30 protein-coding genes are annotated in these 22,064 nt (G+C 61.6%); 8 read left to right on the top strand and 22 right to left on the bottom strand.

Features of this window, described 5'->3' with window-relative positions; genetic code table 11:
- The first annotated feature begins 22 nt into the window (after window positions 1-22).
- On the top strand, window positions 23-442 hold the full coding sequence (locus tag KYK83_RS10900; RefSeq protein WP_221598071.1) for a VOC family protein: 420 nt from the start codon (window positions 23-25) through the stop codon (window positions 440-442).
- Between the two features lie 31 nt (window positions 443-473).
- Here the strand turns inward: KYK83_RS10900 and KYK83_RS10895 are convergent, their stop codons facing one another.
- On the bottom strand, window positions 474-1,769 hold the full coding sequence (locus tag KYK83_RS10895) for a mechanosensitive ion channel family protein (RefSeq protein ID WP_248284403.1): 1,296 nt from the start codon (window positions 1,767-1,769) through the stop codon (window positions 474-476).
- A gap of 603 nt (window positions 1,770-2,372) precedes the next feature.
- Here KYK83_RS10895 and KYK83_RS10890 point away from each other — a divergent pair.
- Window positions 2,373-2,543 carry a hypothetical protein gene (locus KYK83_RS10890; protein ID WP_222828262.1) on the top strand — a complete coding sequence of 57 codons (171 nt, stop codon included), beginning with the start codon at window positions 2,373-2,375 and terminating at the stop codon, window positions 2,541-2,543.
- Window positions 2,544-2,950: 407 nt separating this feature from the next.
- Here KYK83_RS10890 and KYK83_RS10885 read toward each other — a convergent pair whose 3' ends face one another.
- The 7 genes from KYK83_RS10885 to KYK83_RS10855 form a co-directional block, all read right to left on the bottom strand.
- Window positions 2,951-3,196 carry a hypothetical protein gene (locus KYK83_RS10885; protein ID WP_222828261.1) on the bottom strand — a complete coding sequence of 82 codons (246 nt, stop codon included), beginning with the start codon at window positions 3,194-3,196 and terminating at the stop codon, window positions 2,951-2,953.
- Window positions 3,197-3,918: 722 nt separating this feature from the next.
- Entirely contained in the window at window positions 3,919-4,572 is a 654-nt protein-coding gene (yihA, locus tag KYK83_RS10880) for a ribosome biogenesis GTP-binding protein YihA/YsxC (protein ID WP_103022334.1), read from the bottom strand.
- A complete protein-coding gene (yidC, locus tag KYK83_RS10875; protein ID WP_222828260.1) occupies window positions 4,569-6,365 on the bottom strand; it encodes a membrane protein insertase YidC in 1,797 nt (598 codons plus the stop codon). The genes yihA and yidC overlap by 4 nt, the downstream gene beginning before the upstream one ends.
- 68 nt (window positions 6,366-6,433) lie before the next feature.
- Window positions 6,434-6,643, bottom strand: coding sequence for a membrane protein insertion efficiency factor YidD (gene yidD, locus KYK83_RS10870; protein WP_103022332.1), 210 nt, complete (start codon window positions 6,641-6,643; stop codon window positions 6,434-6,436).
- Window positions 6,640-7,023, bottom strand: coding sequence for a ribonuclease P protein component (gene rnpA, locus KYK83_RS10865; protein WP_103022692.1), 384 nt, complete (start codon window positions 7,021-7,023; stop codon window positions 6,640-6,642). Before rnpA ends, yidD begins: the two co-directional genes overlap by 4 nt.
- Before the next feature lie 87 nt (window positions 7,024-7,110).
- The gene (gene rpmH, locus KYK83_RS10860; RefSeq protein ID WP_057884309.1) at window positions 7,111-7,245 is read right to left on the bottom strand and encodes a 50S ribosomal protein L34; all 135 of its coding nucleotides are present in this window, start codon (window positions 7,243-7,245) and stop codon (window positions 7,111-7,113) included.
- A gap of 123 nt (window positions 7,246-7,368) precedes the next feature.
- Window positions 7,369-8,298, bottom strand: coding sequence for an alpha/beta hydrolase (locus KYK83_RS10855; RefSeq protein WP_222828259.1), 930 nt, complete (start codon window positions 8,296-8,298; stop codon window positions 7,369-7,371).
- Window positions 8,299-8,417: 119 nt separating this feature from the next.
- On the opposite strand from KYK83_RS10855, the gene KYK83_RS10850 reads away from it, so the two are divergent.
- On the top strand, window positions 8,418-9,926 hold the full coding sequence (locus tag KYK83_RS10850; RefSeq protein ID WP_222828372.1) for a YifB family Mg chelatase-like AAA ATPase: 1,509 nt from the start codon (window positions 8,418-8,420) through the stop codon (window positions 9,924-9,926).
- A gap of 22 nt (window positions 9,927-9,948) precedes the next feature.
- Here the strand turns inward: KYK83_RS10850 and KYK83_RS10845 are convergent, their stop codons facing one another.
- A complete protein-coding gene (locus KYK83_RS10845; RefSeq protein ID WP_199797711.1) occupies window positions 9,949-10,296 on the bottom strand; it encodes a hypothetical protein in 348 nt (115 codons plus the stop codon).
- 232 nt (window positions 10,297-10,528) lie between these two features.
- Between KYK83_RS10845 and KYK83_RS10840 the strand changes: the two genes are divergently transcribed.
- Window positions 10,529-11,326 (top strand): hypothetical protein, encoded by a 798-nt coding sequence (locus tag KYK83_RS10840; RefSeq protein WP_346729460.1) that lies wholly within the window; start codon window positions 10,529-10,531, stop codon window positions 11,324-11,326.
- Window positions 11,327-11,374: 48 nt separating this feature from the next.
- Here the strand turns inward: KYK83_RS10840 and KYK83_RS10835 are convergent, their stop codons facing one another.
- On the bottom strand, window positions 11,375-11,929 hold the full coding sequence (locus KYK83_RS10835; RefSeq protein WP_221596192.1) for a winged helix-turn-helix transcriptional regulator: 555 nt from the start codon (window positions 11,927-11,929) through the stop codon (window positions 11,375-11,377).
- A gap of 183 nt (window positions 11,930-12,112) precedes the next feature.
- Here KYK83_RS10835 and KYK83_RS10830 point away from each other — a divergent pair, with 183 nt between their 5' ends.
- The gene (locus KYK83_RS10830; protein WP_103022329.1) at window positions 12,113-12,454 is read left to right on the top strand and encodes a DUF8200 family protein; all 342 of its coding nucleotides are present in this window, start codon (window positions 12,113-12,115) and stop codon (window positions 12,452-12,454) included.
- A 67-nt stretch (window positions 12,455-12,521) separates the two neighbouring features.
- On the opposite strand, the gene KYK83_RS10825 is transcribed toward KYK83_RS10830, so the two are convergent.
- The 9 genes from KYK83_RS10825 to hisB form a co-directional block, all read right to left on the bottom strand.
- Entirely contained in the window at window positions 12,522-13,127 is a 606-nt protein-coding gene (locus tag KYK83_RS10825) for an HAD family hydrolase (protein ID WP_222828370.1), read from the bottom strand.
- An 89-nt stretch (window positions 13,128-13,216) separates the two neighbouring features.
- Complete coding sequence (gene ykgO / locus KYK83_RS10820; RefSeq protein ID WP_006833921.1) at window positions 13,217-13,342, bottom strand: type B 50S ribosomal protein L36; 126 nt, start codon at window positions 13,340-13,342, stop codon at window positions 13,217-13,219.
- Window positions 13,343-13,468: 126 nt separating this feature from the next.
- Window positions 13,469-13,864: a histidine triad nucleotide-binding protein gene (locus tag KYK83_RS10815; protein ID WP_222828258.1), complete on the bottom strand. Its 396-nt coding sequence runs from the start codon at window positions 13,862-13,864 to the stop codon at window positions 13,469-13,471.
- On the bottom strand, window positions 13,864-14,178 hold the full coding sequence (locus KYK83_RS10810) for a phosphoribosyl-ATP diphosphatase (protein WP_222828257.1): 315 nt from the start codon (window positions 14,176-14,178) through the stop codon (window positions 13,864-13,866). The genes KYK83_RS10815 and KYK83_RS10810 overlap by 1 nt, the downstream gene beginning before the upstream one ends.
- 33 nt (window positions 14,179-14,211) lie before the next feature.
- Window positions 14,212-14,373 carry a hypothetical protein gene (locus KYK83_RS10805; RefSeq protein WP_196846906.1) on the bottom strand — a complete coding sequence of 54 codons (162 nt, stop codon included), beginning with the start codon at window positions 14,371-14,373 and terminating at the stop codon, window positions 14,212-14,214.
- A gap of 73 nt (window positions 14,374-14,446) precedes the next feature.
- Window positions 14,447-15,217 carry an imidazole glycerol phosphate synthase subunit HisF gene (hisF, locus tag KYK83_RS10800; protein ID WP_222828256.1) on the bottom strand — a complete coding sequence of 257 codons (771 nt, stop codon included), beginning with the start codon at window positions 15,215-15,217 and terminating at the stop codon, window positions 14,447-14,449.
- A 16-nt stretch (window positions 15,218-15,233) separates the two neighbouring features.
- A complete protein-coding gene (gene hisA, locus KYK83_RS10795) occupies window positions 15,234-15,962 on the bottom strand; it encodes a 1-(5-phosphoribosyl)-5-[(5-phosphoribosylamino)methylideneamino]imidazole-4-carboxamide isomerase (RefSeq protein ID WP_196846907.1) in 729 nt (242 codons plus the stop codon).
- Complete coding sequence (gene hisH / locus KYK83_RS10790) at window positions 15,959-16,585, bottom strand: imidazole glycerol phosphate synthase subunit HisH (RefSeq protein WP_222828255.1); 627 nt, start codon at window positions 16,583-16,585, stop codon at window positions 15,959-15,961. The genes hisA and hisH overlap by 4 nt, the downstream gene beginning before the upstream one ends.
- Window positions 16,578-17,171: an imidazoleglycerol-phosphate dehydratase HisB gene (gene hisB / locus KYK83_RS10785; protein WP_103022688.1), complete on the bottom strand. Its 594-nt coding sequence runs from the start codon at window positions 17,169-17,171 to the stop codon at window positions 16,578-16,580. The genes hisH and hisB overlap by 8 nt, the downstream gene beginning before the upstream one ends.
- Before the next feature lie 114 nt (window positions 17,172-17,285).
- Between hisB and KYK83_RS10780 the strand changes: the two genes are divergently transcribed.
- From KYK83_RS10780 to gmk, 3 genes are read left to right on the top strand one after another with little or no spacing between them, the layout of a single operon-like run.
- Window positions 17,286-17,789, top strand: coding sequence for an SspB family protein (locus KYK83_RS10780; RefSeq protein WP_103022323.1), 504 nt, complete (start codon window positions 17,286-17,288; stop codon window positions 17,787-17,789).
- A 32-nt stretch (window positions 17,790-17,821) separates the two neighbouring features.
- The gene (locus KYK83_RS10775; protein ID WP_222828254.1) at window positions 17,822-18,268 is read left to right on the top strand and encodes a hypothetical protein; all 447 of its coding nucleotides are present in this window, start codon (window positions 17,822-17,824) and stop codon (window positions 18,266-18,268) included.
- Between the two features lie 55 nt (window positions 18,269-18,323).
- Entirely contained in the window at window positions 18,324-18,971 is a 648-nt protein-coding gene (gene gmk, locus KYK83_RS10770) for a guanylate kinase (protein ID WP_222828253.1), read from the top strand.
- 40 nt (window positions 18,972-19,011) lie between these two features.
- Here gmk and KYK83_RS10765 read toward each other — a convergent pair whose 3' ends face one another.
- From KYK83_RS10765 to KYK83_RS10755, 3 genes are all read right to left on the bottom strand, one after another.
- Complete coding sequence (locus KYK83_RS10765) at window positions 19,012-19,965, bottom strand: hypothetical protein (protein ID WP_222828252.1); 954 nt, start codon at window positions 19,963-19,965, stop codon at window positions 19,012-19,014.
- Window positions 19,966-20,110: 145 nt separating this feature from the next.
- Window positions 20,111-20,908: an SDR family NAD(P)-dependent oxidoreductase gene (locus KYK83_RS10760; protein ID WP_196847947.1), complete on the bottom strand. Its 798-nt coding sequence runs from the start codon at window positions 20,906-20,908 to the stop codon at window positions 20,111-20,113.
- Window positions 20,909-20,922: 14 nt separating this feature from the next.
- Window positions 20,923-22,062 (bottom strand): acyl-CoA dehydrogenase family protein, encoded by a 1,140-nt coding sequence (locus KYK83_RS10755; protein ID WP_222828251.1) that lies wholly within the window; start codon window positions 22,060-22,062, stop codon window positions 20,923-20,925.
- Window positions 22,063-22,064 lie beyond the last annotated feature (2 nt).

The raw sequence follows: 22,064 nt of genomic DNA, 5'->3' as shown, positions 1-22,064 counted from the left end.
AACGCTGGCCTATTCCATCACCATGACATTGCGCCCGTTCCACCTCGCCTTTCCCGTCAACGATCTCGCCGCGGCGCGGGAGTTTTATGGTGATGCCATGGGCTGCCGCGAAGGGCGCTCGAGCGACGAATGGGTCGATTTCGACTTTTACGGCCACCAGATCGTCGCCCATCTCGCCCCCGGCGGGGCTGGAGATCGGACAAGCAATCACGTCGATGGCCACGGCGTTCCGGTGCCGCATTTCGGCATCGTGCTCGCCATGGAAGACTGGCAGGACCTGGCCGACAGGCTGACGGCGGCCGGGGTCGAGTTCGCGATCGAACCGACGATCCGCTTCAGGGGCCAGCCCGGCGAACAGGCCACGATGTTCTTCCGCGATCCCAGCGGTAATGCGCTGGAGATGAAGGCCTTCGCCGACGATGCGATGCTGTTTGCGACGTAGCCGGTTCGGGGCACCTTTCCCGCCAAGCCTCTCAAGAACTGGCCGCTTCTCTCCCGGTTTCGTCGATCCATCGATTGCGCGCGAAGGCTTCGGGGCAGGTTTGCGATATCCAGTCGGTGATCCCTTCGCGGATATCGCACCGCAAATCGAACAAGGTCGGCGAATCCTTGGCGCTCATCAGAAGCCTGACTTCCTTGGTATCGCGCGTCGTCTCCGTCACCTGCGTAACCTGAACGCGTCCGTCCCAGCGCTTGTTGGCGTTGATCTGCCTTTCGAATTCCCTCCGGATCGGCTCCACCCGCGCTGCCGGGTCGAGATAGAGAAAGACCGTGCCGAGCAGCTTGGCTGTCGTCTTCGTCCAGTTCTGGAATGGCTCTTCGAGAAACTTGGTCGTGGGGACGATCAGTCGCCTTTCGTCCCATATCTTGACGACCACATAGGTCGTGCGGATTTCTTCGATCCAGCCCCACTCACCCTCGATGATCACGACATCGTCGATGTTGATCGGCTCCGTGGCCGCCATCTGCACCCCGGCGATGAGCGAACGCAGCGCAGGTTGTGCAGCAGCACCCACCGCCAGTCCGGCAAGACCCGCCGACGCGACCAGTGTCATGCCGATATCGCGCACCCCCGGGATCGATAGAAGCATCACCCCGACCGTGACGAAAATCACCAGGAAAGTGGCGATGCGGTTGAACATGGCGAGCTTGGTCCGCCTTCGCCGTGCTCGCAGATTGTCTTCGACCGAAACGTCCGCGCTCAGGGCCATGGTGTTCACCAGGGCGTGCAGGACCGCCAGAACCATCCAGCCGATCAGGGCAGGCATGACGAAGCCGGCGACCTTCTGCCAGATTTCGTCCAGAAGCGGCAATTCCCGCGCCACGATAATCAGAGCAAGCGCGAGAATGGCGAAACGCGTGGGACGCCGGAGCCGGGACACGACGATATTGTCGGCCTTGCTGCCACTTGCATCGGAAAGGTGCTGCAATCCGCGGAACACCAGCCAATGCATAGCCAATGCAACCATCGCGACGAGCACGGCAATCAGAACCGCTTCCGCCACCTCTCCATGAAGGCCGATATCGGCACCGATGAAATCATTGATCCGGTCGAGCATTCGGCATTCCCCGTACAAGGTTGTCGACCTCTCCCCGCAATCCGTCTGCGCGAACTCTCCTTCTACCAATGGCAACCGGAAGGCGAGGTTCCGTTCGGGGACAAGGGTAGAGCTTCCGGCAAATGCGCCCTGCGCCCCTCGGAGCGTGCTTTCGTCAGTGACGGCCTGAGCCAGACAGCCTGTCAGCGGCCCCCTTGTGAACCAAAGCATTACCTGATTTGATTGAGAGTATGAGCAGTCCAGACGTTCCGCAGGCTAGAGGCCAGTGCCCTTCATGCAGCGCCCCGATCACCTTCGCTCGAGCGAACTTGCTGAGGAGAGGCGTTCCCTTCGGTTGCAATGGGTGCGGCACGCAGTTGATCCTGCCAAAGGTTAGCATCCCATTCTTTTTCGGCGGCTTTGCGCTGATCGGGTTGTTGGGAAAGCATGTTGGCATTTGGGCGGTCTTGGTCGTTCTCGTTCTTTTTTCCTTGGCCGAATGGATGCGGGTGAAAGTCTCGCTCGCACCGCAGCTAGAAAGTTAGCTGCCCGCCTGCCGGAGCAAGCCCAAGCTCCTACCGGCTCTTCACCCATGCGCGGCCTTTGAACTGCGTCGGACAATTGCCTGAACGTCAGCTGGCAGCTTCGAAACCCCCTTGCCTAGAGCCGCATCAGCCGCCGCCCCCCTTGCAGTCGTTCCATCGATGATCGATTGTCATGTGAAGCCACCGGAACAATCGCGAAGGAACAGACGAAACAATGCTTTGGAAACACGCCCTGCTAGGCATTGGCCTATTTCTCGCATCGTGCAGTGAGCAGTCCGAGCAGGACGCAATGACCGACACCCTCGCGAAGAGCATCCGTGTCGGAGAAGCTGCTACCGATGCCCGGCCCGGCTATGGCTTCGACCTTTATCCCGGCGCACAAGTTGTTGCTTCGATGATGAACGGGATGAGCCTGAGTATCCGATCGGACGCCAGCTTCGAGGAAATCGTGACGTTCTAAGAAAAACAACTCACTGAGAGGAAATGGGAGATCCAGAGCCGTAAGATGACTAACGGAAAGATGGTTCTAAAGAGCGTCAATCATGCAAGCCCAGAAGAGCTGATGAGCATCGCTATCGCTCCCGCAGAGAAATCTGGAAGATATAATTTGGTCTTCATCAAATTGCTCGTGGACAATTAGGCCCAAGGTTTACCGAGCGAAGCATCGACCAGCCCGCTTCCCACCACAACTTAGGCCAGAACGGACGAACGCAACGCCACCTACCGGTCATTCTTCATCGCTGTGGCGTTCCGCGCAATATGTCATTCGATCGGCAATTGACGGGCTATATTGGACTGATCAAAACAGGCTGTGAAAATCCGACAGGTTGTTACCCAATAGCATTGGTGAGCACCCTGATCGGAATTTCAGACATAATGAGGGGGTTTAATGTCCAGGTTACTTAAAATGCCGTCACCCGAATTGGTATGGGCCTCGATGCAGGGTGTGGCTGTTGGCGCTGTATTGTACGCGATAGTGAAGTATAATTTTTTCATGTAGGTATCGAGAGCCTCCACCAGATACGGCCGGGGCTTTTCGAGCGAAGAGTACACCCGTCCGCCCTCGACGTCATTCCCGCGCAGGCGGGAATCCAGCCCGGCCCGGCGCGTCATCGCCCTCTCGCCAATGACTGCAGCCGTCCCCGCCACAAGTCGTAGGACCCCCTCTCGAACAATCCTATTTCTGCGCTAAATACTTGACTTTCATGCACCTTTTCGGCATAGACCCCGCCGGATCGGGAGGGCGCGAAAGCTGGTGCACCCCCTTCCTTGCCCCCATGGCCCGCGACGGCGGTGTCCGGAAGGGTAACGCGGCCGGTGCGAAAGGCGCGGGCGTCCAGATCGGGATCGGATGACCTCTTCCGGATCGCAAGGACACCTCTCCTCCTTCACCGGATGCGGCAGGCAGTACGATAGCGGTTGCGGGGCCCTTTCGCCCGCGCGGACAGCGGCAGGGGCTCCACGCTTTGTAAGGCGAACCCTCCCCGTCGCACCGATTGCCCATGTCGCACTCGAGTATAATCGGGGTTCAGGTTCGTGTTCATGCCCTCCCGCCTCAAGGCTCCGGTAGTGCATGGAATATCCGTGCGATGCGGCTTTACCGCCCCGTCGCACGAGGCCCGGCAGGCAGCCACGCGAACCGCGCCGATACTCCCCGGCCACCGCCATCCCGCTCCCGGGCTACGCCGCGCGTCTCGCGCAAGGTTCGCCCCGGCCGCGTGATCTTGTTTTGTAGGCATTACAGTCCGGGCTCGCCGCCGGATGTTTTCGTGTGTCCGGAAACAAATGCTTCCGGCCATCCGCGGACGCGAACAAAGGGCCGGTTCCGCGGTCTGCTAGACCCCCGCATCCCCCAGCACGGCAGCGCGCAGTTCGGCGATGCCCATGCCCTTTTCCGCGCTGGTTACATGGATGTCGGGATAGGCAGCGACATGCTTGCGCGCTTCGGCCTGCGTGGCTTCGATGATCTTGGCGAGTTCGCTCGCCTTCATCTTGTCGGCCTTGGTGAGCACGACGCGGTAACCCACCGCCGCCTCGTCGAGCATCTTCATCATTTCGCGGTCGACATCCTTGGGGCCATGGCGCCCGTCGACCAGCACGAGCGTGCGCGCGAGTACCGGCCGGCCGCGCAGATAGGTGCGGACCAACGCCTTCCACTTCTCGACCACTTTGACCGGCGCCTTGGCAAAGCCATAGCCGGGCATGTCCACCAGGCGGAAAACGGTCGGGTCGCCGACTTCGAAGAAGTTCAGCTCCTGTGTCCGCCCGGGCGTGACGGAGGCGCGTGCGATAGCCTTGCGTCCCGTCAGCGCGTTGAGGAGCGAGCTCTTGCCTACATTGGAACGACCGCAGAAGGCGATCTCCGGCACGGTCGGTTCTGGCAGGAACTTGAGCTGCGGGGCCGAGAGGAGAAAATCCACCCGCCCCGAAAACAGCTTGTTCGCGCGCCGTTCGAGCTCGGCCCGTTCGGCAGCTTGTTCGTCGCTCATCCCCTGGCCTTCGCTTCGGCTTCGGCAGCCTTCTTTGCCTTTTCCTCGTCTATGGCAGCGCGCAGCTGCGGATGCCGTGAGTAGAGGTACTTCTGCTGCGCCACTGTAAGGATGTTCGAGGTCACCCAGTACAGCAGCAGCCCTGCTGCGAAGGGTGCCATCACGAACATCAGGATCCACGGCATGATGTTGAAAATCTGCTGCTGCATCGGATCCATAGCACTCGGATTGAGCTTGAACGTCAGCCACATGGTGAAGCCCAGCATGACAGCCAGCACGCCGATGCCGAACACGATCATCAGGAACTGCGGCACCTGAATGCCGACGAGCGAGAGCGCATTGGCGAGGTTTGCCGGATCGGGCGCGGCCAGATCCTTGATCCAGAGGAATTCGCGGTGCCGCATCTCGATGCCGAGAACCAGAACCTTGTAGAGCGCGAAGAAGACCGGGATCTGCAACAGCATGGGCAGGCACCCGGCAACAGGGTTCACCTTCTCCTGCTTGTACAGGGCCATGATCTCCTGCTGCTGCTTCTGTTTGTCGTCCTTGTACTTTTCCTGGATGGCTTTCATCTTCGGCTGGATGGCCTTCATCTCGGCCATGCTCGCGAAGCCCTTCTGCGCGATCGGGAACATGAGCCCGCGCACGATGAAGGTCAGCGCGATGATCGCGATGCCGAAATTGCCCACGGCTTCGTAGATCGTACGCAGCAGCCACAGCATCGGCTTTTCGAACCAGCGGAACCAGCCCCAGTCGATGGCGAGGCCGAATTTCTGCAGGCCAGCGTCTTCGTAACGATCGAGCACGACGCTTTCCTTCGCCCCGGCAAACAGCCGCGATGTGGTCGTCAGCGCCTGGCCTGCGGGAAGCGTCACCGCATCGTAGATCATGTCGGCACGGTAGATTTCGTTACCGAGCGCCCGGAATGTCGCGGTCGGCGCGCTGCCGGTCTGCGGCACCAGGGCCGACAGCCAGTAGATATCGGCGAAGCCCGACCAGCTCGGCCGACCGGCCGGTGTGATGGTCTGCGCTTCGTCGACATCGTCGTAATCGATGCCGTAATCGGCCGCGTCGGCGAACACGCCGATCGGTCCGGAATGCGCGATCCAGAGATCCTCGCTCGCGGTGCGGCTGGTCCGGTTGACGTAGCCATAGGGCTGGACGACCGCCGGGTTGGGCCCGGTATTGGTAACTTTCTGTTCGACCGTGAACATGTATTCGTCGTCGATCGAATAGCGGATCGACGCGCTGACGCCGTCACCCAGGTCGTGCGTCAGCGTCACCGGCGTTTCACTGGTGAGGATACGGCCATCGGCCTGCCAGACGGCATCGTCGGCAATGCGCGTGCCGTTGATGAGATAACCGAACTGCGCGAATTGCTGGGCGGGCGTCCCGTTCGGCGAAAACAGGCGTACCGGCTCGCTGTCGTCGCCTGTGCCTTCCATGTGATCCTTGAGAACCACGTCGTCGACCACGCCGCCGCGCAGATTGATCGAGCCCGCCACGCGCGGTGCATCGATGCGGATACGTTGCGGGCTGGCCAGCGCCGTCTTGAGGTCGGCTTTTTCCTGAGCCTGCAGCGCCGGATCGACGAGCCCGCCGGTGCGCGTGTGGCGCGTGGCAGCAGGCGCCTGCCCATCGGCAATGGCAGCCTGTTCGGCCGGGGTATCGGCCTTGTCCTGAACCAGCGCCTGTTCGGGCTGCGGATAGAAAAAGTCCATCGCCGAAGTCCAGCCCACCAGCAGCAGGAAGGAAAGCGCAATGGCGATGATCACGTTGCGATGGTTGTCCAAGGTCGGTCCCGTCTATGTCCGGTCGAAAATCTGAATGTGGGGCGGTGTCTTAGCCTGTCAAGACAGTGCTAGGGCACCGGGTCGTGGCCATGACCGCCCCAAGGGTGGCAGCGCATTATACGCTTCGTCGCCAACCATCCACCCTTGATCGCACCGTATTTCGTCAACGCCTCTATGGCGTACTGGCTGCAGGATGGCTGATAGCGGCAGGTGGAAGGCAGAATGAGGCTGGGCCCCAACTGCCAGAAGCGGGCAATCCAGATGAGCGGATACTTCATGCCCGGCGGCTCCGGCGATGACGCGGCGGGCGCGGGCGGTCGCCCTTGCCTTCCGCGGCGCGGGTCAGGGCCGCGGCCAGTTCGGTGCGCAAGGCAGCGAAATCACGCTCCACACCGCCGTCACGGCCGATGAGGATGTGGTCATGGTCGGGCAGCCCGCCTTCCGGCAGCGCCGCCCACAGAAGTTCGCGAAAGCGCCGCTTCATCCGGTTGCGGACCACGGCGTTACCGATCTTCTTGGTCACCGTTATGCCGTACCGCTTGCCCTTCCCGCCATTGGGATTGGCCAGCAGCACGAAACCCGGGCGCGCAACGCGCAGCCCCCGATTCGCGGCGAGGAAGTCGCTGCGCTTGCCGATCACGGAAAGAGATGGATGCATGGAAGCCAGATACGCGAACGGGCCCCCGAATGGGAGCCCGCCAGCATTTCGGTGATTGTCGCCACGCCTGAGGCGCAGCGGCTCATATCACGCGCAGAGCTTCTTGCGGCCGCGGGCGCGGCGAGCGCGGAGAACCTTGCGGCCACCCGGAGTAGCCTTGCGAGCGAAGAAACCGTGGCGGCGTGCACGCACGAGGTTCGAGGGCTGGAATGTCCGCTTCATCGGATCGTCCTTACAAAAGAATTTCGTTCAGTTTCGGCACGTACGAATCGCGCCAACAAAAAGGGCCGCTGCTGCCAGCGACCGCCTACAGGGCCGCGCGATTAGGCGAAGCCCGCCTTGTCGTCAAGAGAAAGTAACGTCGGCATAGGCCAGATTCGGGGCCGGTTGCACCGGCTTTGACTGCGCGCGCACCGTGGCAGGCTGCGGGTGTCCAGTCCAGCGGCGCATGTCGCCGGCACCAAGCCACAAGGCGCCGTGATGCGGTACGGAATTGGTAAAATCGTAAAAGGCACGCGCCTGATCGCTGCTCATGCCCATTTCGCGATAGTAATCGAGATACTGCCGGTTTTCCGGTGAATCGATCGAGAAATCACCCGCCTCGCGGCCATAGGGATCCATCCAGCTATGCACTGCGAATTCGGCACCCTGGCTGATGTCCCGCTGAACGCCGGCGAAGAAAAGCTCGACCGCGCCCGAGCGTACCGACCCGATGGCCGGAACATGGGTTACGAGCCTCGCAGCGCGAATCATGCGCCCCAACCTGAGATTTGCGCGATCGTCCTGAGTACCCGGACATTCGACCATGTCGAGCTGGCGCAGACGGGGGAACTCCCTCAACATCGCGCGAAACTGGCTAGGCGTGGAAGCATCGGTTTCACCGATCATGGCTACCCGCCTGTCATCGAGTACGAGGAACGGCCCATATTGTGCGATGCCGTCGCGATAACTGCGGAAACGGCGGTCGACGAATGCGGGCGGTGTCCAGGCGGGTAAGGCCGCAGCCTCATAGGCTTGCGGGCGGATCGCAGCGAACTGCAAGGTTTCTGCATGTTGCGGGACCGTCGGTCGGGCTGCCCCGGTCGAAGTGATCGCCCGCCCCTGATGTGTCTTTTGGATGGAGGGCATCGACACATACACCACTGGCAGATTGACCAGCGCCAGCGATTGCGCGGAAATCGGCGATGCGATCAGAGCGCCAAGGGCGGACAGCAGGAGCGCAGCAAAGCGAAACATGTCGCATGCGTGCAGCAGGGCAAGTTTCCGGCTTGCCAATGCATATGCCTAAAGTGTTGTTAGGCATGATTCTTCGCCGTGGTTCTGAACCCGCTTTCCGCTCGACATTCGTCTGGCTTGCCGTCATCACACGGGCGAATTCGGGGTGGGGGTTAACTCTGGTCGCACTAGTAAAAACGGTCGCTTATCTAGGGTTGGAAGCGCGCAGCGTAGAGGTGCAATGCTCCGTCGCGCCGGGCTTGCCCAAGTTCAATATCGTCGGGCTGGCGGACAAGGCCGTCGGTGAAAGCAAGGAACGCGTTCGCGCCGCGCTGTCGAGCATGGGGCTTGCCCTGCCGCCCAAGCGAATCACCATAAATCTGTCCCCGGCCGACCTGCCGAAGGAAGGATCGCATTACGATCTTCCGATCGCACTCGCCCTGCTTGCCGCGATGGGGGTCACGGATGCGGAACAGTTGGGCGACTGGATCGCGGTAGGGGAACTGGCGCTCGACGCGCGAATCGTACCCTCGCCGGGCGTCCTGCTCGCGGCCATCCATGCGAGCGAGCAGGAAATCGGACTTATCTGCCCCAGGGCTCAAGGGTCGGAAGCACGCTGGGCGAGCGAAGTCCCGGTGTGCGCGGCCCCCGATCTCGCCAGCCTGCTCAATCATCTGAAGGGAACCCAGCGCCTGCCCGATCCGGAGCCGGGCGTGGTCGAAAGCGAACCGGCCGGTAGCGATCTCAAGCAGGTCAAAGGGCAGGAAACTGCAAAGCGCGCGCTGGAAATCGCTGCGGCAGGCGGACACAATCTCTTGATGATCGGGCCTCCCGGCGCGGGCAAGAGCCTTTTGGCCAGCTGCCTTCCCGGCATTCTCCCTCCGCTTTCGCCGTCGGAAGCACTGGAGGTTAGCATGGTGCAGTCCGTGGCCGGAACGCTGGAAGAAGGGCGTATCAGCCGCACCCGTCCGTTTCGTGCGCCGCACCATTCGGCGAGCATGGCAGCGCTCACTGGCGGAGGGTTGCGGGTCAAGCCAGGCGAGGTCAGCCTCGCGCATCTCGGCGTCCTGTTCCTCGATGAATTGCCGGAATTCCAGCGTGCCGTGCTCGATTCGCTGCGACAGCCGCTCGAGACTGGCAAGGTCGATGTTGCGCGCGCCAATGCGCACGTGTCCTTTCCCGCCAACGTCCAGCTCGTCGCGGCTATGAACCCATGTCGCTGCGGCCATCTGGGCGATGCCGCACTGGCCTGTAGCCGAGCGCCGCGGTGTGCCGCCGATTATCAAAGCAAGGTTTCCGGCCCCATGCTCGACAGGATCGATCTGCATGTGGAGGTCGATCCGGTCAGCGCCGCCGACCTGGCCCTTCCGCCCCCGGCGGAGGGAAGCGCACAAGTTGCTGCACGCGTGTCACAGGCGCGAGAGCGGCAGACAGCGCGGTTCGATGCGACGAAGGCCCGGACCAATGCGGATCTCGAAGGGGACGCGCTGGAACGTTTTGCCACACCTGACGAGGCCGGGCGGCAACTACTTATGCAGGCGGCAACAGCCATGCGCCTGTCGGCACGCAGCTATACGCGCATGCTTCGCGTGGCGCGTACGATCGCCGATCTCGCCGGTGCAGAGGAAGTCGGCCGGATCCATGTTGCAGAGGCGCTCAGTTATCGCAGACAGGCGCCGAGAGCCTGATGGCTCTGGGCAAGCGTGGCGATCAATCTTCGCTCATGTCGAGGTTGAGCCTGACCGTTTCGTGTTCGTAATCGCCTTCGAATTTCTTGAGGAAATCCTCGATCGGCATCTGCTGACCGCGATCGACCAGCGGGTTCGCCCGCGACATTTCGATCGCCTTCAATTCTTCCGGGGTCATGCGGACATGAATGTACGGCACCCATATTTCGCCGAATTCGGCCTGTTGATACCAGACATCGAGAATGTCGTAGGACGCCCATTGCCCGTTCGGCTCTTTCAGTCGGATGCCTTCGCCAATGCGCGGCACACACATCGCCTTGATACGATGCACGTCCTGGTGCGTTTCATTCTGAACTTCGATTTCGATCACAATGGCCCGTCCGCGCTGCAGGGTTGGATTCGCGAAATGCCATTTTGTGACGGCGACTTGTTGAGATCGTTTTAACGATGACGTCACGGTGGCACGGAGCGGTGATATTCACACGCCCCTATGCTTTTCTTGTAACTGCGCATCGTTTGGCCCATGCGGAAATACGTGGGGTAGGCATGAATTGTCGGCTTGCGCCGGCCAGAGGCACAGACGTCAGAACGCCGCAGTATCCGTGACAGAACGCACCACCCCGATCGATTCGCTACGGCGACGCTATGACGAGCTACGTCCCGAACTGCGCCAGCGGTTGCCCGCGCTGGCGCTGGCACTGGCGCTCGAAGCCCTGTTGGTTCTTATACTGCTTTCACTTGGATCGGTGAAAGAACAGGCAGGCCAGGTTCGCGACACGCTGGTTGCTTTCACGTCCGCCCCCGATGAGGCAGACCAGCCTGAAGAATCCCCGGCACCTTCTGCCGCCGCGCCGGACCCATCGCCGCAACAGCCCACTGCTGAACAGCCACCCCAGGACGAAACGACACCGCAGCCGCCCGTTTCGCAGCCAGCGCCAGCACCCAGACCGATCCTGCGGAACGATTTCTCGCTCCAGGAGACGCCGAGACAGGCGCCGCCTGCTTCCCCGGCGCAGGGTCCGCCGGCACCGGCCTATGGGCCGCCAGACACTCCCGCTCCCGGGGACACCCCCCGTATCGCCGGCAGCGGGCCCAATGGCGAACCGCTATATGCCGCTCGCTGGTACAGGCGACCGTATGACGACGAACTGGCCGGTTATCTTTCTACTGCCCAGGGCCCCGGCTGGGGTCTGATAGACTGCAGGACCGCGCCCGACTTCCGCGTGGAAGATTGCGTGATCGTCGGCGAATCGCCTCAGGGCTCGGGCATCGGCCGCGCGGTCCAGGCGGCGGCATGGCAATTCAAGGTCCGCCCACCGCAAAAAGGCGGTCGCCCCATGGTGGGCGAATGGGTGCGGATAAGGATCGATTACGGAATCAGAGGCGCTGCAGCGCGATAGACCACTGTGAGCAGGGGCTCCTCGCCCGATTGTGCGGGTAGATACTGCTCAAGCAGCGTTCTTGGTCTTCTGCCCGCCGGTAAATTGTACGACGTCGCCCCGATCGATCGGCTCGCCGCCTTCGGCTTTTGATCCATCCGCACGAATTCCGAGATTGTTCCGTTCGACGAGGTGAAGGTCTGCCGGGCCGAGAATGCGGCCATCGTGACTGAGGATCGACGTAGGCCCGATCGGCAACCGGTCGCGTTCGTCGACCAGCACGGGATTTTCGACCACCTCTGCGCCGTATTTCTGCCCCCACTGGCGCAGAGCCACCATGGCCGGGAGCAGGTCCAGCCCTTTTTCGGTCAGGCGATATTCGATCTTGCGCTTGTCGTCGGCACAGGGGTCCCGCTTGAGAATTCCGTTTTCAACCAGCTTGGCGAGACGGTTGGACAGTATATTGCGGGCGATGCCCAGTTCAGTGAGAAATTCTTCGAAGTGGTGCAGTCCGTTGAAGCTCGCGCGAAGAATCATGAACGACCATCGTTCACCCATCGCCTCCAACGCCTGTGGCAGGCCACATTCGGTCAATTCACGCAGCGGTTCGCGGATCTCGCCCATAATTTCAGTCCTTTTCCAGAAACCTATCTAGCGCAAAAAACCATTTTGCCAAATTCTTCAAATTTAGGTTGCATTGCGAAACCTATACGGCTATCCGGCCTTTCAGGATAAGTTGCGAATTGCAACCTAGTTGCAACAACAGCAATCTCCGTTGAAAAATTTGCAATTAGAAAGGGACTTCTCATGACCACTCTCTCGCGATCAACCAATGTCGGCGCGCTTGCGGCCGCATTTGCTTACACCACGCTCATCTTCGGCGCCGCCATCGCCCCGTCCAGCGCGGAAGCAAAATCCGGTTCCATGTTCTATACTGTCGAACTGGCACAGCCGGTGACCAAGACATCGACCACTATCGCCGGCGGCGTGGCTTGGGCCTGCAAGGGCACCACCTGTGTTGCACAGAAAAGCAACTCGCGCCCGCTGCGCGTCTGCCGCGAACTGCAGCGCGAACATGGCCAGATCACATCCTTCACCGCCAAGGATGAAGCTCTGGATGCCGACAATCTTGCCAAGTGCAACGCCTGATCCAGTCGATCCCCACCCCTCTCCATCGGGTGGCAACTCAGGACCCCGGCTCAGGCCGGGGTCTTTTTCACATCAGCCCCCGCCTCTCGAGATCTGCCTCCAGTCGAGGCGCATCGACGAAATGATGCACCTGCCAGCCGCAGTTCGCCGCACCTTCGATATTGGCGTGATTGTCGTCGATGAAGAGCATCGCTTCTGCCGGATAGCCGAACCGCGTCTCGGCAAGATCGAAAATTGCCGCGTCGGGCTTGGCCAGCTTTTCCGTACCCGACACCACGATATCGCGAAACGTATCGAATATGGGTGCCGTGGGCCTGAAGCCCGCCCAGAATTCATGTCCGAAATTGGTGATCGCGAATAGCGGCACACCGCGTCTGTCGAGCAGATCCACCAGCGCATGACTGCCGGGCACCGGCCCCGGAATGGTTTCGTTGAAACGCGCGGCATAAGCACGGATTTCCAGTTCGAAATCGGGGAACTGAGCGATCCGTTCCGGCACCATTTCCGACAGAGGTTTCCCCTGATCGTGCTGGAAATGCCATTCCTCGGTCACGACGTCATCGAGCAGTGTCTGTAAACGCACCGGATCGTCGACGATCTTCTCGAACAGCTGGGCGAGACGCCATTGATAGAGCACTCGCCCCACATCGAACACGACCGCTTCGACCTGCATCACGCCACCTCAAACACGAACGGCCCGCACTCCTCGTCGGAGCCGGGCCGGTCGAACAACGCATCCGCCCTTATCGGGCGGAGCCGCAATTAGCCCTGGCGGGCCTTGAAACGGCGGTTGGTCTTATTGATAACATAGGTGCGCCCACGGCGGCGGATCACGCGGCAATCGCGATGACGGCTCTTGAGCGACTTGAGGCTGTTGCGGATCTTCATGATGTCTCTCGTGAAATAAATGCGCGCCGGAGATGGTGCTCCGACGCGCCGAAATCAAGCGGCCCGTTAACCGGCCCCAGGGATTCGGTCAACCTCTTTCCGGCTACGTCGCAGGACCGGGTCGACTTACTTGCCCGCCCCGCGTCCCCTCGCAATCATCGGCCCCAGCGGCTCGCCCCCGAAGATATGGACATGCAGATGCGGGACCTCCTGCCCCCCGTGTGTGCCGATATTCGCCATCATGCGATAGCCGGGCTCCACCAGCCCGAGATCGCGGGCGACCTTGCCGACAGCGCGGACGAAACCGGCGATCTCGTCCGGCTCTGCCTTTGCGCTGAAATCGTCCCAGCTGACATATCGCCCCTTGGGAATGACCAGCACATGGACCTGCGCCTGCGCATTGATATCTTCGAAGGCGTACGCCCACTCGTCGTCGTAGACCTTGTTCGACGGTATCTCGCCCCGCAAGATCTTGGCGAAGATATTGTCGTCGTCATACGGCTGGGTCGGATCAATCGGCATTACACGCTCCTGCTGACTTTTTCCTCGATACCCGAAACGCCCTCGCGCCGGTCGAGTTCGGCCAGAACATCGGCGAGCGGAACGTCGCGCGCATTCAGGGCGACAATCAGGTGGAAGAGAATATCGGCTGCTTCGCCGACCAGTTCCTCACCGCTTCCCGAAAGGACTGCAACCGCGGCTTCGACGCCTTCCTCGCCCAGCTTGCGGGCGATCTGAGGCAGGCCCTTGGCATGGAGGCTCGCGACATAGCTCTGTGACGGATCGGCCGTACGTCGCTGCGCGATCGTCTGTTCAAGGCGGGATAACGTTTCCATGACCCGCGCTATGCACGGACCGCCCTTACAGCGTCAATCCGGGTTGCGTCCCAGCAGGAAACGTCCGACCACTACACCGGCCAGCCCGATCAGAACCAGCACCATGGCACTGGGTTCGACCATTTGCATGTGCATGGCAGTGGAGCCTCCGATATTCGCAATATGCGCAGCAAGCGAGACGAACTGGAGGGTCATGGGCCGCCCTTACCACCTTCGTTGCCTGGCGCCTGCAATCAAGTCGGGTCGTCCCGCCGCGGGACGAAACCCCCTAACCGCGCGCTGGCAACCCAGCCGCGCGCAAGGCAGCATGCGCTTCTGCGATGGTATGTTCCCCGAAATGAAAGATCGAGGCGGCGAGAACGGCACTGGCGTGGCCGCGCGTCACGCCTTCCACCAGATGCTCTAGCGTGCCGACGCCTCCGCTGGCGATCACCGGCACGGAAACCGAATCCGCGATCGCCCTTGTCAGTTCGACATCGTATCCCTGCTTGGTGCCATCGCCGTCCATCGATGTGACCAGCAATTCCCCCGCACCCAGTTCCGCCAGCCTGATCGCGTGTTCGATGGCATCGATACCGGTCGGCTTGCGTCCGCCATGGGTGAATATCTCCCAGCCGCGCACCGAACCGCTTGTTGCGGCGCGGGCATCGACACTGGCAACCACGCACTGGCTACCGAACTTTTCGGCAATCTCCCGCACCAGCTCAGGGCGGGATACGGCAGCCGAATTGACGGCGACCTTGTCGGCACCGGCCAGCAGCAATGCGCGGGCATCCTCGACGCTGCGCACGCCGCCTCCGACGGTCAGCGGCATGAAACAGACCTCCGCCGTGCGGCGTACCATGTCGAGCAGCGTGCCGCGTCCTTCATGACTGGCCGAAATATCGAGAAAACAAAGCTCGTCGGCGCCTGCCCGGTCATAGGCCTGGGCCTGTTCTACCGGATCGCCCGCATCCTTGAGATCGACGAAATTGACGCCCTTCACCACGCGCCCGTCGCGCACATCGAGGCAGGGGATGACGCGAACCCTCACGGTCATGGCAAAACCCTCACCCTCATTGCCTTGCCGCCATGGCGAGCGCTGCCGCAAGGTCCAGGCGCCCGTCATAGAGCGCCCGCCCGGTGATGACGCCTTCGATGCCTTCATTGGCGTAGAGCGAAAGGACATGGATGTCGTCGAGCCCCTTCACGCCGCCGCTGGCGATGACCGGGATATCGACGCGCCTCGCGAGATCGACGGTCGCGTCGATGTTCACGCCCTTAAGCAGACCATCGCGCCCGATGTCGGTGAACAGCAGGCTGGCAACGCCCGCGTCTTCGAACCGGCGCGCCATGTCGACAATCGACACATCGGAAACTTCGGCCCAGCCATCGGTCGCGACCATGCCGTCGCGCGCATCGACCGCTACGACTATGCCGCCTTCATACTCGCGGGCCATGTCCTTGACGAATTGCGGATCTTTCAGCGCCGCGGTCCCGATCACGATGCGCGCAACGCCCGCCTCGAACCAGCCTTCGACATCGGCTGGCGTGCGAATGCCGCCGCCCAATTGCACATAACCCGGAAATGCCGCGACGATCGCCTCCACCGCTTCGCGGTTCTGCGCCGAACCCGCGAACGAGCCGTCCAGATCGACGACATGCAGATGGCCTGCCCCGGCAGCGTCGAAAAGTCTGGCCTGCGCGGCCGGATCATCGCCATAGACCGTCGCGCGGTCCATATCGCCTTCGGCAAGGCGGACGACTTCGCCGCCCTTCAGGTCGATTGCGGGGAAAACGATCACGGCTTCCACTCCAGAAACTTGCTCAGCAGGTCCAGCCCGTAGGCCTGGCTCTTTTCGGGATGGAACTGCACTCCGACGACATTGTCGCGGCCCACTGCCGCCACCAGCCCGCCGCCATGATCGCTCATCGCCAGCACATCTTCGCGGTAACGCGCTTTGAAGTGGTAGGAATGCAGGAAATAGGCCTCGCCTTCGGCGACGACTTCGTGCCTTCTTGCATGCGGCAGGGGCGCCACATCGTTCCAGCCCATATGCGGCACCTTTACGCTGGTATCGATCGGTTCGATCAGACGAACGGTCCCGTCGATCCAGCCGAGACCCGGTGTCTCGCCGTGTTCCAGCCCCCGCACGGCGAGCAACTGCATGCCGACGCAAATGCCCAGGAAGGGCGCCCCGCCGACGAAGACACGTTCGTGCATCGCCTCGATCACGCCCTGTTCGGCCCGCAGTCCTTCGGCGCAGGCCCGGAACGACCCGACGCCCGGCAGAACGATACGGTCTGCCGCGCGCAGCACGTCCGGGTCGGCCGTAACCTTTACCGTCGCGCCGACCTTGCGGAGCGCGTTCTCGACCGAGTGCAGATTGCCCGCGCCGTAATCAACGAGGGCGACTATCTCAGCCACCCAACTGCCCCTTCGTGCTCGGGATCGTGCCGCCCTTGCGCGGATCGACTTCGACCGCAGCCCGCATAGCACGGGCAAAGCCCTTGTAGATCGCCTCGCAGATATGGTGGTTGTTGGTACCGTATAGCAGTTCGACATGCAGTGTCAGGCCGCAGGTCTGCGCGACCGAATGGAACCAGTGTTCGATCAGCTCGGTGTCCCACTCGCCAAGCTTTTCCTGGCTGAAGCCTGCGCGCCACACGAGATAGGGTCGCCCGGAAATGTCGAGCGCTACCCGGGCCAGCGTTTCGTCCATGGGCGAATAGGCACTGCCATAACGCGCGATACCGCCTTTATCGCCCAGAGCGGCTGAAAGTGCCTGGCCGAGCGCCAATGCGCTGTCCTCGGTCGTATGATGCTGATCGACATGCAGATCGCCTTCGACCTTCAGCGTCACGTCGATCAGCGAATGTTTCGCAAATTGTTCGACCATGTGGTCGAGGAAACCGATGCCCGTTGCAACGTCATAGCTTCCTGTGCCGTCGAGATTGACGTCCACAAGAATATTGGTTTCCGCAGTGTTACGCTCGATACGGCCAGTACGCATGGCAGCCGCGCTAGAGCGCTGGCGGGCGGGGCGCAAGAAATTGCGCATATCGGCAGGGTAAAGGCGCGCTTAAAGCGCTTGACCCATGACGCGCCTCGCTCCACCTAGCAGCGCATGAGCGAAGAGACGCCCGACAGCCTGATCCCTTACGATTCCATCGTCCAGGAAGCATTGCGCGCCGTCGTCGGGCGCGTGCTGAGTGAAATCGAAGATGGCGGCGGCGAACTTCCCGGCGCCCATCATTTTTACATCACCTTCAAGACACACGCTCCGGGCGTATCCATCCCGGCCAGCCTGCGCGAACGGTTCCCTGACGAAATGACGATCGTGCTCCAGAACAAATTCTGGAACCTCAATGTCCGCGAAGACGGTTTTGCCGTCGGCCTGTCGTTCAATCAGGTGCCGGCAGAACTGGACATTCCTTACGCGGCTATCACGCAGTTCGTCGATCCTGCCGTGGACTTCGGGCTCCAGTTTCAGGCCACTGTCAACGACATGGCCCCCGCTCCAACCGAACATCCCGACAATGACGGCACGGAACAGGCCGCAGAGGAAGGCGTTAAGGGAGCAGACGACGGTTCGAATGTCGTCACGGTCGATTTCGGCCGCAAGAAGTAGGCGCCGGGCCTTCCCGGCAAGCGGGGCAGGACATGGCGAAACGCCGGAAAAACAGGCAGAACAAACCAGATCACATCACTGACATGGTCGGTGAACCCATCAGTGCACCCGATCGCGCCGCGAGGCATCGGCACGTGGTCGCCGGGCCCAGCACGAACCCCGCCACCAATCTCATCATTCATGACATAGCGCTGCGCAGTGCCGGGCGCCTGTCGCGCATGGCGGTAGAGAAAGCCGTCCTCGGCAAGCAATACGGCACGAAGTTTGCCAAGGAAGCGGTCGAAAACCGCTCCATGTTGCAAACGCTGGCTGCTTACGGCGTGACCAAAGTCGCTACCCGCTCTGTTCCGGGGGCCCTGGTGGTGGGCACCGGCCTTGCCCTGAAAGTGCTGTTCGACCGCAGCCAGTCGAAACGCAAGGCCCGCAGAGAAGGCGACCGGTCCTTGCGCAGGCAGGCCGGACGCGACGACAAGAACTGAAACTTATCCGTCGGCAGGACTTGATTCGCCTGTGCCTCATGCGCCAACAGCGCGCATGACCGATTCCACGATTTCGCACGACAAACTGGCCCGGCGGGGCCTGCTCTTCATCCTTTCATCGCCCAGCGGTGCAGGCAAGACCACGATCAGCCGCATGTTGCTGGGCGCCGACGAAGAGATCAAACTGTCGGTCAGCGCGACTACGCGCCCTCCCCGTCCGGGCGAAATCGACGGGGTGCATTATTATTTCGTCGATGACGCCGAGTTCGACCGCATGGTCGAGGAAGACGATTTCTACGAATGGGCGCCTGTGTTCGGCCATCGCTACGGTACGCCCAAGGGGCGGATCCGCGGCGCGCTCAAGGAAGGCCAGGACTTTCTGTTCGACATTGACTGGCAGGGCACGCAGCAGCTCTACCAGAAGGATCAGCAGGACGTCGTCCGCGTGTTCATCCTCCCGCCAAGCATCGCCGAACTGGAACGGCGGCTGCGTAGCCGGGGTACCGATGCCGACGATGTGATCGCCGCCCGCATGGAACGTGCGCGCGCGGAAATCAGCCACTGGGATGCTTACGACTACGTCATCATCAATGAAAATGTGAATGCGTGTTTTGCGAAAGTGCGCGAAATTCTCGATGCCGAACGCATGAAGCGCCAGCGCCAGACCGGGCTGATCCCCTTCGTTCGCGAACTCATGAACTAGCGGACGGGCGGGCCGGTCGCCCTGCCCGTCCGTTTATGCATCAGCTGCCGATCAGCGATCCGATGTATTTGCGCACATCGTCTTCGTCTTCCTCGCCTTCATCGTCCACCTTGACGACATAGAAGACGACGAACACTTCCTCGCGCGAAGGTCCGGCGAGCGATCCGACGAAATTGCCGGCGAAGCCATTGGCTTCGTCCTCGATCAGCCCGTTGAAGAATCCGTTGGTGCCCACGTTCCCGGAAATGGGGAGAACGGCCCGTACGACGTTATTACCATTGACGGTTTCCAGAATACGGATCGTGCCGTTGATCTTGATGTTGTTCCCGTCAGGACCGACGACCAAAGTGGTTTCGGGCGACGTAATAACGCCGGACGGCGTAACGCCTGCCTCGCCGCCGGTCGCCTGCGGCGTACCTGTATAGGAAAGGTTCGCCGTGATAGTTGTATCCGTGGTGACCGGATTGAAGAACAGCGCATAGCGGAAGCTGCGCAGCGTGCCGGGCACCGTGTCGCGGATGAATGACTGCGACTTTTCATAGGCTACGCGCAGAACGTGCTCGAACGGCAGCTCCATCTGAAGCCCGTCTGTCGTTCCCTTGCGATATGTCCTGATCGTGGGGGACGAGTTCAGCAGGTTTGCTGCCGTGAAACTTTCCAGCTCGAGCGTGTCGGGCCAAGTGTATTCGACGTTCTCCGGCGCGACCTCATATGCGATCGTGCTCTGGCCGTTGCGGCGCGAACCGTCGCTCCACACTTCGGCGCCGCCTTCCGGCGCGAAATAGGCGAAGGCATAGGCCGAGTTGGTGATGCTCGACGTGAAATCGGTGGAGAAATCGAAATCGACTTCGGTTGGCGTCGGCGTGGGGCTCGGCGAGGGTCCGGGCGTCGGGCTTTCGGTGGGGGTCGGGGTCGGCGAATCGTCACCGCCGCACGCGGTTACGAGAACGCAGCAGAGTGCTGCACTGATGGCACGGACGGAAACACTACGCACTTTATCGACCCCTCACCGCTGGCGAATGCCGGCTGACTGCTTGAAAAATATTCGCGCCAGTTAGCTTGGCTGCGCCGCCACCCGCAAGGAAATTCCGCTCTCCTTCAACGGGTAGTGGCGCTTATCGGATCAACGGTTCGAACCCTTATCCCGGATCGGCAAAGTGGGTCGGAAGGAGAGCATTCACAATGCCGCCATCGACCGTCAGCGTCTCGCCGATGGTATAGTCCCCGGCCCGGCTGGCGAGGTATACGGCGGTGCCGCCCATATCCAGCTTGTCGCCCACGCGCTTGCTCGGGATGCCGGCGGCCGATTTCTCCTCATGGTCGCGCGCTGCGCGGTTCATGCTGGAGGGGAAGGCGCCGGGCGCCAGGCTGGTGACGTAGATGTGGTCCTTCACCAGCCGCGCCGCCATCCGGCGGGTCAGGTGGATCAGTGCGGCTTTCGACGCCTGATAGCTGTAGGTTTCCCAAGGATTGACCCGTTGCCCGTCGATCGAGGTGATGTTGATCACCTTGCCCGGTTTGTCCGCACTGGCGGCGGCGGTCAGCAGCGTGTGCAGTTTCTGGGTCAGGAAGAACGGCGTCTTCACATTGAGGTCCATGACCTTGTCCCAGCCCGCTTCCGGGAACTCGAGATAGTCGACGCCCCAGGCCGCCCCGGCATTGTTGACGAGGATATCGAGCTTGCTCTCGCGGCTCGACAGCTCTTCCACCAGCGCCTCGATGCCCGAGATCGTCGACAGATCGCCCTGGATGCCGATCACCCTGTCGCCCAGCTCGGCGCAGGTTTCCTCGATTTCGTCGATCTTGCGCGCGCTGATGTAAACGCGCTCGATCCCGGCGGCGAGGAAGCCTTCGACGATCATCTTGCCGATGCCGCGGCTCCCGCCCGTGACGAGCGCAACGCGCCCCTTGAGGCTGAACAGGTCTTCAAGCGTCATCATGTCTCTCCCGCTCAATAACCGCTCAGCTCGGCAACGCGGCCGGCGTGGTAATACTGGTCGCCCAGGAATTCCTGCAACGCCCGGTCGCGCTTCATGTAGAGCCCGATGTCGTATTCGTCGGTCATGCCGATGCCGCCATGCATCTGCACGCCTTCGCGCACGGCCAGTCCCGCCACCTTGGCCACCTTGGCCTTGGCGACCGATGCCATCAAATCGGCCTTTTCGCTGGCGCCGTCGACAAGCTGGGCTGCCTTGATCGTGACAGCGCGGGCGATCTCGACTTCGGAATAGAGATGCGCGGCGCGGTGCTGCAGCGCCTGGAATTCGCCGATCACCTTGCCGAACTGCTTGCGCTGGCGCAGGTAATCCACCGTCATGTCCATCGCGCCGCGGGCAACGCCCACTCCTTCCGCTGCCGAACCGACGCGGCCCGCCATCAGCATGGCGTTGAGGACTTCGCGCCCGCCATCGACTTCGCCTATCACGGAATCGCCGTCCAGCTCCACGCCGTCGAAGGTGATGTGGCTGGCCATCGAACTGTCGACCAGGCGCACGCTGTCGTGGCTCATGCCCGCGGCATCCTGCGGCACGGCGAACAGGGTCACGCCGTCATCATCGCTGTCACTGCCCGAAGTCCGGGCAGCCACCACGATCATCTCGCTGCTGGCGCCATAGACCACGAAATCCTTCTTGCCCGACAGGCGAAAGCCATTGCCCGATTTCTCGGCATTGCAGGCGATCGTTTCGGGACGGTGCTTGGGCCCTTCGTCGATCGCGACGGCATAGACCTTGTCTCCCGAAATCAGGTCCGGAAGCCAGCGGCCCTTCACATCGTTGCTTCCGTGCTTGAGCGCCGTCGCAGCCAGCACGGAAGACGACAGGAAAGGCGACGGCGTCAGATTGCGCCCGATTTCCTCGAGCACGATGTTCGCCTCCACCTGGCCCATGCCGAGCCCGCCGTCGTCTTCGCCCACCAGCATTCCGGTGAAGCCCATTTCGCCGAACTGCTTCCACAGGGCATGGCCGAAACCGTCCTTGCAGTTGCGGTCGCGCCAGTGGCGCAGCTGGTTCTTGATCGACCCTTCTTCCGCCATGAACTGGTTGGCGGTTTCGGCCAGCATCGTCTGGTCGTCGTCGTAATACAGAGGCATCG

Source organism: Qipengyuania pacifica (genome assembly GCF_019857205.1).
Lineage (GTDB): Bacteria > Pseudomonadota > Alphaproteobacteria > Sphingomonadales > Sphingomonadaceae > Qipengyuania > Qipengyuania pacifica.
Note: the sequence above shows the minus strand (reverse complement) of the source record. Positions and strands in the feature narration are given on the sequence as shown.

What these genes read in the sequence shown, in the direction of transcription:
- KYK83_RS10895 (WP_248284403.1), bottom strand. Translation starts at nt 1,769, where the DNA reads ATGCTTTGGTTCACAAGGGGGCCGCTGACAGGCTGTCTGGCTCAGGCC.
- KYK83_RS10825 (WP_222828370.1), bottom strand. Translation starts at nt 13,127, where the DNA reads ATGCAGGTCGAAGCGGTCGTGTTCGATGTGGGGCGAGTGCTCTATCAA.
- KYK83_RS10815 (WP_222828258.1), bottom strand. Translation starts at nt 13,864, where the DNA reads ATGCCGATTGATCCGACCCAGCCGTATGACGACGACAATATCTTCGCC.
- KYK83_RS10810 (WP_222828257.1), bottom strand. Translation starts at nt 14,178, where the DNA reads ATGGAAACGTTATCCCGCCTTGAACAGACGATCGCGCAGCGACGTACG.
- hisF (WP_222828256.1), bottom strand. Translation starts at nt 15,217, where the DNA reads ATGACCGTGAGGGTTCGCGTCATCCCCTGCCTCGATGTGCGCGACGGG.
- KYK83_RS10885 (WP_222828261.1), bottom strand. Translation starts at nt 3,196, where the DNA reads ATGACGCGCCGGGCCGGGCTGGATTCCCGCCTGCGCGGGAATGACGTC.
- KYK83_RS10775 (WP_222828254.1), top strand. Translation starts at nt 17,822, where the DNA reads ATGGCGAAACGCCGGAAAAACAGGCAGAACAAACCAGATCACATCACT.
- yidD (WP_103022332.1), bottom strand. Translation starts at nt 6,643, where the DNA reads ATGAAGTATCCGCTCATCTGGATTGCCCGCTTCTGGCAGTTGGGGCCC.
- rnpA (WP_103022692.1), bottom strand. Translation starts at nt 7,023, where the DNA reads ATGCATCCATCTCTTTCCGTGATCGGCAAGCGCAGCGACTTCCTCGCC.
- KYK83_RS10830 (WP_103022329.1), top strand. Translation starts at nt 12,113, where the DNA reads ATGACCACTCTCTCGCGATCAACCAATGTCGGCGCGCTTGCGGCCGCA.
- yihA (WP_103022334.1), bottom strand. Translation starts at nt 4,572, where the DNA reads ATGAGCGACGAACAAGCTGCCGAACGGGCCGAGCTCGAACGGCGCGCG.
- KYK83_RS10755 (WP_222828251.1), bottom strand. Translation starts at nt 22,062, where the DNA reads ATGCCTCTGTATTACGACGACGACCAGACGATGCTGGCCGAAACCGCC.
- rpmH (WP_057884309.1), bottom strand. Translation starts at nt 7,245, where the DNA reads ATGAAGCGGACATTCCAGCCCTCGAACCTCGTGCGTGCACGCCGCCAC.
- KYK83_RS10900 (WP_221598071.1), top strand. Translation starts at nt 23, where the DNA reads ATGACATTGCGCCCGTTCCACCTCGCCTTTCCCGTCAACGATCTCGCC.
- KYK83_RS10805 (WP_196846906.1), bottom strand. Translation starts at nt 14,373, where the DNA reads ATGACCCTCCAGTTCGTCTCGCTTGCTGCGCATATTGCGAATATCGGA.
- ykgO (WP_006833921.1), bottom strand. Translation starts at nt 13,342, where the DNA reads ATGAAGATCCGCAACAGCCTCAAGTCGCTCAAGAGCCGTCATCGCGAT.
- KYK83_RS10760 (WP_196847947.1), bottom strand. Translation starts at nt 20,908, where the DNA reads ATGACGCTTGAAGACCTGTTCAGCCTCAAGGGGCGCGTTGCGCTCGTC.
- gmk (WP_222828253.1), top strand. Translation starts at nt 18,324, where the DNA reads ATGACCGATTCCACGATTTCGCACGACAAACTGGCCCGGCGGGGCCTG.
- KYK83_RS10890 (WP_222828262.1), top strand. Translation starts at nt 2,373, where the DNA reads ATGACCGACACCCTCGCGAAGAGCATCCGTGTCGGAGAAGCTGCTACC.
- hisB (WP_103022688.1), bottom strand. Translation starts at nt 17,171, where the DNA reads ATGCGTACTGGCCGTATCGAGCGTAACACTGCGGAAACCAATATTCTT.
- KYK83_RS10780 (WP_103022323.1), top strand. Translation starts at nt 17,286, where the DNA reads ATGAGCGAAGAGACGCCCGACAGCCTGATCCCTTACGATTCCATCGTC.
- KYK83_RS10835 (WP_221596192.1), bottom strand. Translation starts at nt 11,929, where the DNA reads ATGGGCGAGATCCGCGAACCGCTGCGTGAATTGACCGAATGTGGCCTG.